This window comes from Acutalibacter intestini (assembly GCF_034334985.1).
Classification (GTDB): Bacteria; Bacillota; Clostridia; order Oscillospirales; family Acutalibacteraceae; genus Acutalibacter; species Acutalibacter intestini.
In genome coordinates this window covers 103,864-118,905 of record NZ_JAWXXL010000008.1, presented here as the reverse complement: position 1 = coordinate 118,905, position 15,042 = coordinate 103,864, and the positions used below count along the sequence as shown (strand labels likewise).

Here is a 15,042-nt window from a genome sequence, read left to right as displayed (position 1 = left end):
AGTTACACCTTTAACGCCAGCGCACTGGCGGGCAAATCCGTGGTGGTGTTCGAGGATTTGTACGAGGGTGAGAGCAAGGTTGCCAGCCATGCGGACATAGAGGACGAGGGCCAGACTGTCACCTTTACCGAGCCGAAGATCGGCACCACTGCCACTGCCAATGGGGAGCACACCGCCGAGCCTGTTGGAGAAATCACCATCATTGATACGGTGAAATACTCCGGCCTGATTCCTGGCAAGGAGTACACCGTCAAGGGTGTGCTCATGGACAAGGCCACCAGTAAGCCCCTGACAGTGGACGGGAAAGAAATCACAGCCGAGGCCACCTTCCGGGCCAGCAAGGAGGAAGGGGCTATTGACATTCCCTTTACCTTTGCCGCGTCCGCTCTGGCGGGAAAAACGGTTGTTGTCTTTGAAACCCTGTATAGGGACAAGCTGGAAGTCTGCACCCATGCTGATTTGGAGGACAAGGACCAGACCGTAACTTTCAGCGAGAAACCCGAGATTAAGACCACCGCGACCGTGAATGGTGAGAAAAAAGCCGAACCCAAGGGCGAAGTCACCATAACCGATACGGTCAGCTACACCGGCCTGACCCCTGGCAAGACCTATAAGCTGTCCGGCGTACTCATGGATAAGGGCACAGGCGGCAAGCTGCTGGTGAACGGTAAGGAGGTCACCACAGAGAAAGAGTTCACCCCTGAGAACGCCAGCGGCACAGAGGAAATCACCTTTACTTTTGACGCCTCTGCCTTGGCCGGAAAGTCTGTGGTAGTTTTTGAAACTCTGTACCACGAGGACAAAGAGATTGCCGTTCATGCGGATATTGACGACGAGGGCCAGACAGTAGAGTTCACCACCCCGGACAAGCCGGAAATCAAAACCGAGGCTACGGTAAACGGAGAAAAAGAGGTTGACCCTCTGGAGGAAGTCACCATCATCGATACGGTCAGCTACTCCGGCTTGGTTCCCGGCAAGCCCTATAAAATCAGCGGGATTCTCATGGATAAATCTACCAGGGAAAAACTGCTGGTTGATGGCAAGGAAGTTACCGCTGAAGTTGAGTTCACCCCCGAAAACGCCACCGGCTCTGTAGAGATTCCCTTCACTTTCAACGCCTCCACACTGGCCGGGAAGTCCATCGTGGTCTTTGAAACCCTGTACCAGGAGGACGTGGAGGTGTTCGTCCACGCGGATATAAACGACAAAAGCCAGACCATCACCATCCGCGGCCTGGGCGGGCTGGTGATCAAGAAAACCGCCGAGGACAACTTCGTGGAGGGTATCTCTTTCCTCATCACCGGCAAGGACTACTCCAAAAAGTTCAAGACCGATAAAAATGGCGAAATTCGTGTGGAGGGCCTGGCTCCCGGCGAGTATACCGTCACGGAGATCTCCGACAAGGTAACCGCCCGGTATGAGATCCAGGAAGGCAAGACCGTCACTGTCACCACCGGCGACCTTGCCGAAGTGAAGTTCCACAACAAGCTGCTCCGGGGCCAGATCGTGGGCCGCAAGACCGATACCGAGGGAAATCCTCTGGAGGGCGTACTCTTCGGACTGTTCCCCAAGGACGCCAAGGAATTCACCAAGGAGAAGGCTGTGGCTACCGCAAAAACCGATAAAGCAGGAAAGTTCCAGTTTGACAAGGTACCCTACGGCGACTGGCAGATCGTGGAGCTGGAGCCGCTGCCCGGCTATGTGCCTCTGGATGATTCCATTAAGGTCACGGTTGACAGCAGCACGGTCACCTTGGAGGATATTGAGAACGCCAAGACTCAAATCGTCATTTCCAAGGTGGATTCCGTCACGGGCAAGGAGCTGACAGGGGCCAAGCTGGAGATCCGGGACAAGGACGGCAAGGTCGTTGAAAGCTGGACCACAGATGGCAAGCCCCATACCATTGAGAAACTGCCTGCCGGGGAGTATGTTCTGCACGAAGCCAGCGCCCCCAACGGCTACCTGCTGGCCGAGGACGTGAAGTTCACGGTCAAGGACTTGGACGAGGCCATCACCGTTGTCATGAAGGACAGGCCCAAGGACCATCCCGGAACCCCCAACACCGGCGATACCGGCTGGCGGCTGGCCCTGGCTGTGTTCGGCGTGAGCCTGGGCGGTGTGGTACTCTCTCTGGTTATCAGCAGAAAGAAGAAAAAGGGACAGGACTGATTATAATTTGAGGCCCTTATATCTCCAAGGAGGAAAATCTATGCAGAAAAGAATGAAAAGGCTGCTGTGCCTTTTGGCTGTTGTCATACTCACCATGTGCTGTTTCGCCTTGCCCGCCACGGCGACCGGCGATGTGGCGGGAGCCGTGCAGTCCACCTGGACCTCGGCGCAGGCTCAGATCAAGGCCATTGTAAACAATGTGGTATTCCCGGTCATTGACGTGGTGCTGGTGATTTTGTTCTTCGTCAAGGTATCCACCTCGTATTTTGAATACCGCAAACATGGCCAGTTTGAGTTCGCCGCGCCTGCCATCCTGTTTGCCTGTCTGGTCTTTACCCTGACCGCCCCCCTCTACATCTGGGGCGTTGTGGGGATATAACGCCATGAGCGGGCATATCGAGGGATGGGCCAGAGGGCCTCCTGGACGATAGCAGGAAACACAAACCCCATTATTCTATTTTTAATAAATGAAACGAGAGGTTAAAATCAACATGAATTTCTATGAAAAAGAACTACGCGCCATGTTCGAGCGCGACCATACCATCAAGGAGAAACAGTTCGCCGGGCGGGTGCTGCTGGGCCGTTTGGGGGACAAGCTGCTGGTCAAGGTCCAGTTTATACCCTCCCTGTCCGCGGACCATTACAATGCCCTCCAGGTCATCCTTCTGAACCGGGGCAAGGGCTTTGTGGACAAGGAGAACTTCCTGTTCCGGGACCTGATCGGCCCCCAGCGCCGGGAGGATCTGGGCGAGGTGGAGCCCCATGTATGGGAATACGGCGGCAAGCCCGCCTGGTTTATCCCCATCACCGAGGCCCAGCGCCGGAAGATTGCAGACACCGTCCTGGGGTATATCCGGCTGTTCCAGAGCGAAAACGGCTGATCTATGAACATACAGAAAAAAGGGGGCAATCAAAATGTTAGACTGGCTGGGAGGGCTCATCGGCAGCTTTGGCGGGGCCTTGGGCAATGTGTTCTCCACCTTTGGGGAGGGCATTGTGGACTCCATCTGGGACGGCCTCGTGGAGTGGATGCTCAAGTCCTTTTACGGCACCATTTCCGATGTGTTCACGCAGATCGGCGGCATGGGGGCGGAGATATTCGATTTGAGCTGGATCGTGGCCTCGGTCCGGCTGTTCGCCTGCCTGGGCTGGACCCTGTTCGCGGTGGGCATGATCGTGGCGGCGTTTGACCTGGCGATTGAGTACCAGAATGGCCGGGCCAATGTGAAGTCTACCGCGCTCAATGTCCTCAAGGGCTTTTTTGCCGCGAATCTGGTGACACTGGCGCCGGTGGAGCTGTACAAGTTCTGTATCAACCTGCAAAATGTTTTTCTCAAGGATTTGGCCGGGAGCTTTGTGGGGACAGTGGATTTCAACCTGGGGGACGTGGCCCTCAAGGTGCTGACCGGCGTTTTCGGGGGGCCCACAGGGGTGGTACTCAACGGATTGTTCCCGCTGTGTATGCTCATAGGCTTATCTTATTGTGTGCTTAAGGTGTTCTTCTCGAACATAAAAAGAGGGGGCATTCTCCTGATTCAGATGGCGGTTGGCACCCTTTATCTCTTCTCTGTACCCCGGGGCTACACGGACGGGTTCAACCAGTGGTGCAAGCAGATCATCGCCCTGTGCCTGACAGCCTTTCTGCAGACCACGCTCCTTTTCCTGGGCCTGCTGACGTTCCACGACAATATGCTTTTGGGGCTGGGGGTTATGCTGGCGGCTGGCGAGGTGCCGAGGATCGCCCAGCAGTTTGGGCTGGACAGCTCGGTCAAGGTCAACATGATGAGCGTGGTTCACGCTACCAGCACCGCCGTGAATATGACCCGAAATATCGCTCGGGCGATTGCGTAACAAGGAGGCCCACATGAATAAGAATAATGAAATGGAGAGCCAAGACCTGCGGGTAGACAATGACATCCAAGTGTCCGAAGATGGACACTCCATCATTGCGTACCTGGAAACCTGGTTTGATGCCGAAAAGAAGTTTCAAGAGGATTTGAGCGACGATGAAACATGGCTGAACCTATATGCCACCTACGATCCCTTTGCGGATACGCTTACAATGGGATATGTAGTTGAAACCGCCACTCATTATTTCTCAAATGATTATCAGCCCACAGAGGGCGAAGAACGTCTCGTCAAAGACATGATCACGGAGAAGATCCGGGAACTGTACCATCAGACGCCCCAGGAGTTCTGCCGGGAAGTCCAACAGGAAGATCATTTACAAATGGAGGAACAGACATGACCCAATACATCTACCCACAAAACCTCAAGGCCACGGCCAACCTGTGGCTGTGGAGCCTGCGGGATTTCGCCACAGCCTGTGTGGGGCTGTTGCTTTCCGTACTGGCGCTGACGCAACTGGGGCTGATTTCGCCCTTTGCCCTGACCATGGCCTATGCGTTTTTGTCCATCCGGCTGGAAGAGATCACGGTGCTGGACTATGTGCGCTACGCCGGGAACTTCCTCCTGTTCAGTCAACAGGAATACACATGGAGGTGCGGCGGATGAGGCAGAAAAAGAAAAAAGGCAACTCCACCCGCGCTCTGCTGGGCCTGGAGGGGTTCACAAACTATGGCATACAGACCGCTGGCGGGGAGCTGGCGGTTTTTCTCGTGCAGCCCACCAATATCTCCGTGCTGTCCCATGCCAATGTGGAGATTAAAATCCGGCATCTGCTCATGGTGTTCTCCGCCCATCCGGGCCTGGAGATCTCCTGCCTGGACTCCTGCCAGCGGTTTGACGATAACAAGCGTTTCATCAAAGAGCGTCTCCGGGAGGAAGAAAATCCGGCGGTGCGGAAAGTCCTGGAACAGGAGGGAGGCTACCTGGAATCCAAGCAGATCGAGATGTCCACGGCCCGGCAGTTCCTGTTCGTCCTGCGGTTCACCAAGGGAGAAAAGCCGGAGCAGGTGTTCCAGGCCATTAACCTGACGGAGAAAACCATCTCGGAGCAGGGCTTTGAAGTGCGCCGCATGGACCGGGAGGACCTCAAGCGGGTGCTGGGGCTGTACTTTGGCACCTGCATGACCGGCGAGGCGGTGGAGGATGTGGACGGCATCAAAAACTTTAACTTGGATAGGAGGCCCGATTCTTGAAGAAAGGTATCAAAGTACTGATAGGATTTGTGCTGGCCATTGCCCTGGCAGGTTCGGGATTCTGGCTGGTGCATCGGTTCATTGAGTCCAAGGAGCAGCAGGCGAACTTCCGGGAGCTGGCGGAGTCGGTGCTAATAGAGCAGGATGTATCATCACCTGCGCCAGAGGGTACGCCCACCAAGCCATCGTCAGAAGAAACTATGAGTCCCGCACAGGCCACACCCGCCCCAAGCCCAGCGCCGGAGGTTCTGCATGATTTGGGTGCGCTTAAGGAGAAGAACCCCGACTGCACCGGCTGGATCAGGGTGCCGGGGACGGACATCGACTACCCTTTCATGTGGACGCCGGAGGACCCGGAGCGCTATCTCCGGCGGGACTTCTACGGAAATTACTCCGATTATGGGGTACCCTTTTTAGACCACCGCTGTGACCTTTCCAGCGACAATCTCATCCTCTACGGCCACAATATGTTCGATGGGACCATGTTCACCGACCTGCTGTGGTATCGAGAAAAGGATTACATGGACAGCCATCGGCAAATCATTCTGGAAACGCCGGAAGGTGCGCGGGAGTACCGGGTGATTGCTGTGTGCCAGGCCAACTCGGTGAAATCAAAGTTATACCGGCACATCAATTTTACCGATGCGGCTGGCAAGGCTGACTTTCTGGACGCTGTTCGAGAGGACAGCGTCTTTTTTGCTGGCGCGGACGACAGGGCCGAACGGTTCATTACCCTCTCCACCTGTGATGTATCCCGGAGAAATGGCCGGGTTGCTGTGGTAGGCGAGCTGGTACAATAATATTCAAAACCAACAGGAGGCCATATGTTTCAGAAGAAAAAGAAAGACAGCCCGGAGCAGTTGGAGGCCATCGCGGTCAAGGATTTCTTTGACATGATTTTGCCCGGCGTGGTGAAGTTCATGAGCGACCACTACATCTGCGGGGACGCCTACTGCTGCGTGTGGGCCATCCGGGAGTACCCGCCCAGCACCGAGGCCCAGGCCATCCTCTCCCAACTGGCCGACCGGTCCAACATTACATTGCGGGTGTACAACCGGCTGGTGGACAGCATGGAACAGAGGAAGATCATCCAGAACGCCACCCGGCGAAATAAGCTCATGTCCGGGGGCACGGATGTGCAGGAGACCCTGGAGGCCGAGAACAACCTCAAGGATGTAATCGAACTGCTGGCCAACCTCCGCAAGAACCGGGAGCCGCTTTTGCACTGCGCGGTATACATGGAGTTGAAAGCCCCTTCTCTCCAAAAGCTGAAGGAACTCCAGTCGGACGTGCTCATGGAGCTGACCCGCTCCAAAATCAACATCGACCGGCTGAACCTCCGGCAGAAAGAGGGATTCCTCTCTGTTACACCCTTTGGGGCCAACCAGTTCGGGACCCAGTTCGAGCGGGTGCTGCCTGCCTCGGCGGTGGCGAATCTGTACCCCTTTAACTATTCCGGCAAGACCGATCCCCATGGGTTCTACCTGGGCCGGGACAAGTTCGGCACCAATATCCTCACCGACTTCGACCGCCGGGCCGATGACAAGACCAACTCCAATATCCTTATTTTGGGCAACTCCGGCCAAGGCAAATCACACTTGCTCAAGGGCATTGTTTCCAACCTCCGGGAGTCCGGGAAGTCCATTATCCTCATGGACGCGGAGTCCGAGTACCAGGATTTGACCAACGCCCTGGGTGGGTGTTACCTGGACTTCATGACCGGTCAGTACGTCATTAACCCCTTGCAGCCCATGAAGTGGGAGGGGGATTCAGAAAGAGAAATTGACGACGAGAACACCCCGGAGACCTTCCGCAAGACCAGCGCCCTGTCCCGGCATATCTCCTACCTCAAGGACTTTTTCCGGGCCTATAAGGATTTCTCCACCATACAACTGGACACCATTGAGTTCATGCTGCAAAAGCTGTACCGCAGGTTTGACATGGATGACCACACCGATTTTTCCTCTCTGCCCCCGGACCGGTTTCCCACCATGTCCGATTTCTATGACTTGCTGGAGGACGAGTACAACCTCTACGACCAGAAGAAAAAGAACCTGTTCACCGAGGAAACCTTGCAGGAGATATGCTTGGCGCTGAACTCCATGTGCGAGGGGGCCGAGGCCCGATTTTTCAACGGCCATACCAATATAAAGGATGACAAATTCCTTTGCTTTGGGGTCAAGGACGTGCTCAACACCAACAAGAGCCTCAAGGATGCGCTGCTGTTCAGCATTCTGTCTTATATGACCAACGCCATGCTGGGTGAGGGCAACTGTGTGGGGGCCATAGACGAGCTGTATCTGTTCCTCTCCAACCTGACGGCCATCGAGTATATCCGAAACCTCATGAAACGGGTACGAAAGCGCAGTTCCACAGTGCTCATCGCCAGCCAGAATATCGAGGACTTTTTGATACCCTCGATTCGGGAGTTCACGAAACCCCTGTTCTCCATCCCCACCCACCAGTTCCTGTTTAACGCCGGGCAGACCGACCCCCAGTCGTACATCCGCACCCTGCAGATGGAGGAAGCGGAGTTCGAGCTCATTAAGTTTCCGGAGCGGGGCACCTGTCTATATAGGTGCGGCAATGAGCGGTATCTTTTGCAGGTGGAGTTCCCGGACTTCAAAACGAAGATGTTCGGGGAGGCTGGCGGGCGGTGAGCCACCGCTGGAAACTTGCGCGGGAAACTGAGAGAAAGCATGAAGTTTACCGCCCGTGCTTCACGCAGAAAAAATCAGGAGGTGGGATATGAGCCTGACCATGGGAAGTTTATTTGACGGCATCGGCGGCTTTCCCCTGGCGGCAAGCCATCTGGGGATTAAGACCCTTTGGGCCAGCGAGATTGAGAAATTTCCCATAAGGGTGACCATGGAGCGTTTCCCGGAGATGGTCCACGTGGGGGATATTACCAAGCTGAAAGGGAGCGATTTGCCGCCTGTGGACATCGTCTGCGGCGGCTCACCTTGCCAAGATCTCAGTGTCGCGCAAGGGACCCGTGACGGACTCCAGGGGACCCGGAGCGGCCTGTTTTATGAGATGATCCGAGTAATAAAGGAGTTGAGAAATGCAGACAGAAAAAGAGGACGGACAGCTCAGTCTGTTCGCCCAAGATGGTGCGTCTGGGAGAACGTCCCTGGCGCATATTCCAGCGGGGAGCCGCCCGGCGAGGATTTCCGCATCGTCCTGCAATCATTCGTCCGAATTAGCTGCAATACCGTATCTATCCCTAGACCTGACTCCGGGAAGTGGAAATCTGCTGGGCGAATTTTATTGGGAGATACTTTCTCCCTGGCGTGGCGGACCCTGGACGCTCAATACTGGTCCGTCCCCCAGAGACGTGTGCGTGTGTACCTTATCGCAGATTTTGCGGGCGGGAGTGCCTCCAAAATACTATTTGACGAAAAGGGCTTGTTCGGGAATTCTCCGCCGGGCCAAGGAACGTGGGAAACCCTTGCCGCCGCAACTGGAGACAGCGCTGAAGATACAGGCCAGGCTGATACCTCTTGAGATTCCCCCAAGGCTGCCCCAGGCATTTCATATCAACCAGCGGGAGGAAGTCATAGACCTGGGCGAAACGGCTGGGGCGCTCATGGCGACCACCAATATGCAGATGCAGACCTTTGTGTCCCGGAAGAGGTACGCGGCGGGATTCTGTGCAGGGGCGGGTTCCAAGGCTGGGAGCATAGGCTACACAGAAGAAGTGGCGCCCACCCTCAAGGCCAGCCCCAGCGGGAACATGATGCCATCGGTGCTGTGCATCAACGACCAGGGTGGCAGGAATATGGACCTTTCAGTGGAGTGCGCCGGGACCCTACGCGCCCAGGAGCATGGGCATCAGCCGCTGGTGTTTGAGAATCACGGCCAGGATTCCCGGTTTACAGGGCCTGTAGACATAGCGCCCTCCATCTGCGCCGGGGCTGGCGAGGGTGGAAACAACTTACCGTTTGCATTAGAGCAGGAGGTGATTGGGACCCTATGCGCCAGAGATTACAAGGGAGCGGATAATGTCTATGCAGAGCAGAACAAACTGGTGGTGGAGGGGCCACTTCTCATCAGGCGGCTGATCCCACTGGAATGTGAATTGCTGCAGGGCTTTCCTTCCGGCTGGACGGAAGTCCCCGGAGCCTCGGATACCGCAAGGTACAAAGCCCTGGGCAACAGCATCGCCGTTCCCTGTGCGGAGTTTATCTTGGGCGGGATTGTAAAATACTTGGAAATGGAGGTTCTGCGTGGCTAAGAAAAATCAGGAAAACCCGCTGGAAGAACTGGAAAAAGCCTATACCCAATGGCAGCGGCTCTATGAAAACGGCGGCTCCGACCCTTTCTGGCCGGACGGCGTAAACCTCAATCTGGTGAGAAATCACATCATCTACTACAAAGGGCAGATCAAGGAAACCTGTCCTCTCTACATGGCGGATGAGATATATTTGAGAGATTTGCCGCCGGAAGTGGATCAGAACTACATGGCCAACACGGATAAAATCCGGGAACAGGCCCGGCAGTCCCTAGGGGCATATCTGGCTGACCCCAACTACCAATACCTCCTACGCCACCGGGATAGCCTATCCCCAAAACAAAGCAAGGAACTGTGCGTAGGCGCTGTGTTTGGGTATGTGGCAGGGCTCCAGAAATCAATCGCCCAGGACAATCTGGTGGAGATGCGCCGCCACCGGGAACCGGAACGGTACCTGGAATCATTCCGGGACTGCGCGGAGAGGGTGCGGCAGGCGCTGGAATCCGCTGAACCTAATCTGTTTACTGTGGCGGCAGAAGAAAGTGATGAACTTGATATGGATATGACAATGTGATATTACAGTGCCCGGCCCAACTCATACGCCCTATGTACAGCCTCCTCACAGGTCTGCCCGGTGACAACTATCGGCTCCATCCTCTCAAAACCCCAGCCGTCAAAGGGTCGGAGCAGCGCCTCGTAATTGGCACGGTACTCTGGATTATCCGGCGCGCCTTGTGCGAAAATGGGGTACAGTTTTTTGCCTGGCCCAATCCTGCACTTCGCTTCCGGGCCCACACGGTCATGCAGGCAGAAATGGCGGTTCATGAACGACCACGCCTCACCCTGGGGGTAGCCTATATAAATTCCAGCGCCGAACACCACCGCGCCAGCGTCAGGAAGGTCATCGAAATAGGGCCGCAGGGCGTCCTGCTGGACACAGAAACCGTCCAGCTTTTTGCAGGTGTGGCAGCCTGTGCAGCCGCTTAACCCCTTGCCGATGGGTACCAGCAGAACCTCGTGGCCCGCCTCCTCCGCGCCTTGCAGGAAGGCTTTCACGGCCCTTTGGGAAAGGCTCTTGGGCAGACAGCTGCACGTTACGCCGATAATTTTCATGATGACATTCCTCCATGAAAACACTGTAAGTTACACAAAATTATAACATGGCGCAGCTATCGTGTCAACGCAAAGGAGTTGCTTATATGCGCGATCTAGGCCAACATATGGAGGCCATATCGTGTTTCAAGGAGAAGATCGCGTCCAACTGGCAGGCTTACCGTGAAAAGCTGCTTGCTCTGCCCAAAGAGGACCTGATCGATAGGGCGGAAGAAATCGCCGCCGTAAAACTCAGCCGGGAGGTGCTGACCATCCCCAGCCTTTCCAGGAACGACTTGGACTATCTGGACCGGTTCTCCGATCCTCTCCAGGTGGTCGCCGAGAGCTGGCTCAGTGAGCAGGACGGAGATCAGAGCGCAGCTCTCGACCATGCGCTGTGGGAGCTGCGGGACCGGCAGGACGCAGAGCAGTTGTATGAGATGAAGCAGACCATGTAAAATAGGAGTGATCAAATCATGCAGATTGATAAAAGAAAGGTCAGGGCCGCTTATCTTAACAAATTGAAAGACAGTTGGCAGAAATATAATTCCTGGCTGGAGAACGCCTCCTCCCCCGTTTTGATAGAGCGGTGCCGGGAGATCGCGGCGGTCCGGGCCTGCTATGACGCCTTAAGCAAACGGCCAGCCAGCAAGGAGGAAATGCTCTATCTCCTCCGTTTCCGCGACCCGCTGATGGCCGTAAAACACGTTTATCTGACCATGCAGGAGGACGTGCTGGCAGAGGACGTGTTCGAGGTGGTTTCCGTTATGCAGGACGTTCCGGATACAGACTCGCACTTTGCCTTGGACGAGGAATGGGCAGAGCGGGACGACCCGGAGCTGCGGAAAGCCTTTCGGGAAAAGGTGGAGAGGTGCTGGAACTGGTTCTGTGAGGACATCCAGGACTGTACCCCTCTGGAGCTGCTGAACCGGTCCAGGAAACTGGAGGCCGCAAGGACCAGCTACATCCTGCTGAAGAAACCGGCGCTGCCCTTGGAGTGCATACAGTATTTGATTCGGTTCAAGGACCCGCTGAGAGTTACCTATGAGGAATGGCTGGCGGACAGCCGGAACGCTCCCTATGACTGCATCCTGGAAGTAATCTATGACGCCATGGAGGGCTCCGAGCCAGCAGAGCAGAGATATGAACTGGAGGATGGGGTCTTGTGACAATCGATGGAACATACCGCCCACGCCGCCCCGCTTTTTCTGTGGGTTTCCCAACTGGACTTTTGGTCCCGGCTGGGGTATTGTGTGGGCAGGAGGTGAGTCAGGTGAAATCATTTTTTGCAAGGCTTTATAATGGAGAAATCCACCCTGGAAAGAACGTGGTCCCTCGCTCGAAGAAGTACCGTCAGGCTCTGGAACAAAGCAAGGCCAGCATGCTCACTCTGTCGAAAACATTAAGCCGAAGGCAGGGTGAACTGTTGGACCAGGCAATGTGGGAACGGTTTCTAGTGGAACAGCTGGAGTCAACCGCTATGTACGGAGCAGGTGTGCGGTTCGGCATAGAGCTGATGCTGGAGCTTCCCAGGGCGGCAAGGGTCAGGCCGGTGATTCGGCTGCGGGTTAAGAAAACGCAATGAGGTGATCAGCTATGTCTGAAAAGAAGTCCTTGTTGGATAGTCTCTATGATGGCGAGATATTCCCTGCTGAGGACATCGTGCCCCAATCGGACGAGTATCAGGAGGCCGTGGACAAGCAGAGCAGGATACAGAATAGACTGGAATCCAAGCTGCCAGAAAAGCATCATGCGCTGCTGGAAAGGTTTGTGGCTGCCATAGAATGCACCCACACCATCGAACTTCGGCAGACCTATGCCGAGGGGGTCCGCTTTGGGTTCCGGCTCATGCTGGAATCGCTATGGGAGGGCGGTGAGCTTCCCTCCCATAGAAAAAGGAATTAAGTCTGGAAGGCGCGGACTTCCACTATATTAAAATGAAGGGAGCAATGCAATGAACAGGATTGAGCTTGAAAAATGGGAAGTCATTCCCGGCAGCCCCCGCAGGCTGAAGTACATCGGCCAACCCACTGCCCAGGAGGTGTTTGCGGAACTGCGGCACCGGCTGGAGGGCATGGGCTATCTGCCTGACGAGTATTTCCTCATGGAAAAGGGGTGGGAGAATGGTCGTGAAATACCCAAGGGCGCGGATATTTTCTGTGAAGTCGATTACGGCGAAAGCGAGGGTATATACCTTGACGGCTACCTCAAGTGGCTCAAAGGCGATATCACCGCCACGGAGCCTTTCTTTACGGGCAAGACCCTGGGAGACACCGGCAACGACCTGGATCGGATGTTCCTCATCTCCTCCGCCATCACCAAAGCCTTCCACGGCGAGAACTCCCTTTGTTACAGCGACAGGAAATATAAGGGCCATGACGACACCGGCGGCGCTCTCCTGCACCTGAGTATGCAAGAGCAGGAGGTGCTGGTCCGCGCCCTGGCAGAGCAGCGGGAGCGTCAGGAAACCGCCATATCCCAGACCGAGCAGCTCCTGCGGCGCATGACCGGGAGCATCACCGAATACATCAGTCTCACAGGACAGAGGCCCTTACATATGTCAGATTCGGACAAGGCAGTGCTGGCCATCCGGGACGGTAATCTCAGGGAATTCAAGGAACTGCTCCCCAGGATCACCGGGCAGGAAACCATAGATATGCTGTTCCTGGAGGCCGCAGCCCGCCCCGGAGAGGTGGGCCGGAAGATGACACTGCTTCTGATGGAGGACAGTGTGTTTTCCGAAAACATGTATAAGCAAGCGTGTGAGAAAGCGGTATACATTGTGGACGAGGAAAAGGTGGCCTTCCTCCAGGAGCAGGCCAGCGCACATACCGATAAGCTGTCGCCGGACTTCTTCGGCAAGCTGGCCCAATACGCCTACACCTGGCCGGGGGTGCAGTTCATCTCGGCGCAGATCATAGAACGCTGTTCGCCGGAAGAAGTGTCCGCAACGCCAGAGGGTCTGCTGAAAGTCGCCCTACTCGGCGGAGACATGGATCTGCCCAGGATAATGGCTCGGAAGGGCGTCAATGGAGACAGCAGGCTCCGCACCTTTATCCAGCGCAGGGGAAATGAAGGGCCTGAGAAACTCCGGGAACTGCTCCAGCTTGGGATGAAGGTCAGCCCGGACAACTATGACGCGCTTGCGGCCTGTGTGGAATACCAGTGCCCGGAGGCTGGGAAACTGCTCATCGACCACGGCGTGGACTTTGAGGTGTTCGCCTCCCAGGTTAAAGGACAGGACGGCATAACCGGCAGCGACGCCTATACGGAACTGGCAGAGTATTGGCAGGAGCGGCAGCAGCAGGAGCCGGGCCAGGAGCAGACTATGTGAACATTGGTGGTACTGAGATGGCGCAGACTCAGCCGATTTGAGAAAACAAGTGGTCGAAGGCCGTGCCAAAGGGCGCGGCCTGTTCTTATTTCAAGGTGTAAGGGGGTGTGAGTCTGGACCTTCGAGAACAGGACTTCGGCGTGGAGATCGAGATGACCGGCATCACCCGCAAGAGGGCCGCGGAGGTGGCAGCGGAGTATCTCGGCGGTCAGGTGGAGTACGCTGGCACCTACTACGACACCTACCTAGCCACAGACCGCCAGGGCCGCAAGTGGAAGTTCACCTTTGACAGCAGCATTGAAGCGCAGAGGAAGGAGCGCGGGGCGAAGATTGCCGCTGACGGCGCCTACAAAACCGAGATGGTCACGCCCATCTGCCAGTACAAAGATATCCCTGTTATACAAGAACTTGTGCGGCAGCTACGGCATAGCGGCGCTTTTTCCAACCAGAGCTGCGGCCTGCACGTCCACATTTCTGCCGCACCCTTTGACGCACGTACTCTGCGGAACCTTACCAACATCATGTACTCCAAGGAGGACATCCTCTACCGGGCATTAGAAGTGGAGGTGGCAAGGGAGCATCGCTACTGCCAGAAAACTGACCAGCGTTATATTGACGAGCTGAACCGGCGCAGGCCGAAGTCAATGGAAGAACTCAGCCGTATCTGGTACCGGGGCGACAGCAGAAGCGGCGATCACTATGACAGTTCCCGATATAGGGGAGTCAATCTTCATAGCGTATTCCAAAAAGGTACCATAGAATTCCGCTTATATAACTCCACCGTAGAACACGCAGGGAAAATCAAGGCGTACATTCAGCTCTCCCTGGCCATCACCGCCCAGGCGTTGAACCAGCACTCCGCCAGCCGCATCAAGACCGTCAGCGAGAACGAGCGGTACACCTTCCGCACCTGGCTATTGCGGATGGGCCTCATCGGAGATGAGTTCGCCACGGCCCGAAAGCATCTGTTAGAGAACCTGGATGGCAATATCGCTTGGCGGGACCCGGCCCAGGCGCATCGCCAGCAGGAGCAGCCTGTGAATTATGCGGAGACAGAGCAGGTAGATGACGAGGAACAGGGTAGCGGCCCAGTCATGTCCATGTGAAAATTA

General features: G+C 55.7%; 19 protein-coding genes. 18 read left to right on the top strand and 1 reads right to left on the bottom strand.

Annotated elements, in window-relative coordinates; all coding sequences use genetic code 11:
• The 12 genes from U8U68_RS09005 to U8U68_RS08955 form a co-directional block, all read left to right on the top strand.
• Window positions 1-2,169, top strand: a 2,169-nt coding sequence (locus U8U68_RS09005) for a VaFE repeat-containing surface-anchored protein (RefSeq protein ID WP_322200476.1), incomplete at its 5' end; no start/stop codon positions are given.
• A gap of 40 nt (window positions 2,170-2,209) precedes the next feature.
• On the top strand, window positions 2,210-2,548 hold the full coding sequence (locus tag U8U68_RS09000; RefSeq protein ID WP_322200475.1) for a DUF3852 domain-containing protein: 339 nt from the start codon (window positions 2,210-2,212) through the stop codon (window positions 2,546-2,548).
• A 112-nt stretch (window positions 2,549-2,660) separates the two neighbouring features.
• Window positions 2,661-3,050 (top strand): hypothetical protein, encoded by a 390-nt coding sequence (locus U8U68_RS08995; protein WP_322200474.1) that lies wholly within the window; start codon window positions 2,661-2,663, stop codon window positions 3,048-3,050.
• A 34-nt stretch (window positions 3,051-3,084) separates the two neighbouring features.
• Window positions 3,085-4,020, top strand: coding sequence for a conjugal transfer protein TrbL family protein (locus tag U8U68_RS08990; protein WP_322200473.1), 936 nt, complete (start codon window positions 3,085-3,087; stop codon window positions 4,018-4,020).
• A 13-nt stretch (window positions 4,021-4,033) separates the two neighbouring features.
• A complete protein-coding gene (locus U8U68_RS08985; RefSeq protein WP_322200472.1) occupies window positions 4,034-4,417 on the top strand; it encodes a hypothetical protein in 384 nt (127 codons plus the stop codon).
• Window positions 4,414-4,683: a hypothetical protein gene (locus U8U68_RS08980; RefSeq protein ID WP_322200471.1), complete on the top strand. Its 270-nt coding sequence runs from the start codon at window positions 4,414-4,416 to the stop codon at window positions 4,681-4,683. Before U8U68_RS08985 ends, U8U68_RS08980 begins: the two co-directional genes overlap by 4 nt.
• A complete protein-coding gene (locus U8U68_RS08975; protein WP_322200470.1) occupies window positions 4,680-5,270 on the top strand; it encodes a hypothetical protein in 591 nt (196 codons plus the stop codon). Before U8U68_RS08980 ends, U8U68_RS08975 begins: the two co-directional genes overlap by 4 nt.
• Window positions 5,267-6,070 carry a class B sortase gene (locus U8U68_RS08970; RefSeq protein ID WP_322200469.1) on the top strand — a complete coding sequence of 268 codons (804 nt, stop codon included), beginning with the start codon at window positions 5,267-5,269 and terminating at the stop codon, window positions 6,068-6,070. The genes U8U68_RS08975 and U8U68_RS08970 overlap by 4 nt, the downstream gene beginning before the upstream one ends.
• A 24-nt stretch (window positions 6,071-6,094) precedes the next feature.
• Complete coding sequence (locus tag U8U68_RS08965; protein ID WP_322200468.1) at window positions 6,095-7,930, top strand: VirB4 family type IV secretion system protein; 1,836 nt, start codon at window positions 6,095-6,097, stop codon at window positions 7,928-7,930.
• A gap of 88 nt (window positions 7,931-8,018) precedes the next feature.
• Window positions 8,019-8,777, top strand: coding sequence for a DNA cytosine methyltransferase (locus U8U68_RS22625; RefSeq protein WP_437124422.1), 759 nt, complete (start codon window positions 8,019-8,021; stop codon window positions 8,775-8,777).
• Window positions 8,722-9,507, top strand: coding sequence for a DNA cytosine methyltransferase (locus U8U68_RS22620; protein ID WP_437124421.1), 786 nt, complete (start codon window positions 8,722-8,724; stop codon window positions 9,505-9,507). Before U8U68_RS22625 ends, U8U68_RS22620 begins: the two co-directional genes overlap by 56 nt.
• Window positions 9,500-10,078: a hypothetical protein gene (locus U8U68_RS08955; protein ID WP_322200467.1), complete on the top strand. Its 579-nt coding sequence runs from the start codon at window positions 9,500-9,502 to the stop codon at window positions 10,076-10,078. Before U8U68_RS22620 ends, U8U68_RS08955 begins: the two co-directional genes overlap by 8 nt.
• Window positions 10,079-10,080: 2 nt before the next feature.
• Here U8U68_RS08955 and U8U68_RS08950 read toward each other — a convergent pair whose 3' ends face one another.
• Complete coding sequence (locus tag U8U68_RS08950; protein WP_322200466.1) at window positions 10,081-10,617, bottom strand: flavodoxin family protein; 537 nt, start codon at window positions 10,615-10,617, stop codon at window positions 10,081-10,083.
• 86 nt (window positions 10,618-10,703) lie between these two features.
• Here U8U68_RS08950 and U8U68_RS08945 point away from each other — a divergent pair, with 86 nt between their 5' ends.
• From U8U68_RS08945 to U8U68_RS08920, 6 genes are all read left to right on the top strand, one after another.
• A complete protein-coding gene (locus U8U68_RS08945; RefSeq protein ID WP_322200465.1) occupies window positions 10,704-11,054 on the top strand; it encodes a hypothetical protein in 351 nt (116 codons plus the stop codon).
• An 18-nt stretch (window positions 11,055-11,072) separates the two neighbouring features.
• On the top strand, window positions 11,073-11,765 hold the full coding sequence (locus tag U8U68_RS08940) for a hypothetical protein (protein ID WP_322200464.1): 693 nt from the start codon (window positions 11,073-11,075) through the stop codon (window positions 11,763-11,765).
• A gap of 104 nt (window positions 11,766-11,869) precedes the next feature.
• Window positions 11,870-12,181 carry a DUF6809 family protein gene (locus U8U68_RS08935; RefSeq protein WP_217958749.1) on the top strand — a complete coding sequence of 104 codons (312 nt, stop codon included), beginning with the start codon at window positions 11,870-11,872 and terminating at the stop codon, window positions 12,179-12,181.
• 11 nt (window positions 12,182-12,192) lie between these two features.
• Window positions 12,193-12,501, top strand: a complete 309-nt coding sequence (locus U8U68_RS08930) for a DUF6809 family protein (protein ID WP_322200463.1) — start codon at window positions 12,193-12,195, stop codon at window positions 12,499-12,501.
• A gap of 49 nt (window positions 12,502-12,550) precedes the next feature.
• Window positions 12,551-13,930: an ankyrin repeat domain-containing protein gene (locus U8U68_RS08925; RefSeq protein ID WP_322200462.1), complete on the top strand. Its 1,380-nt coding sequence runs from the start codon at window positions 12,551-12,553 to the stop codon at window positions 13,928-13,930.
• Window positions 13,931-14,043: 113 nt separating this feature from the next.
• Entirely contained in the window at window positions 14,044-15,036 is a 993-nt protein-coding gene (locus U8U68_RS08920) for an amidoligase family protein (RefSeq protein WP_322200481.1), read from the top strand.
• The last annotated feature ends 6 nt before the right edge of the window (window positions 15,037-15,042 follow it).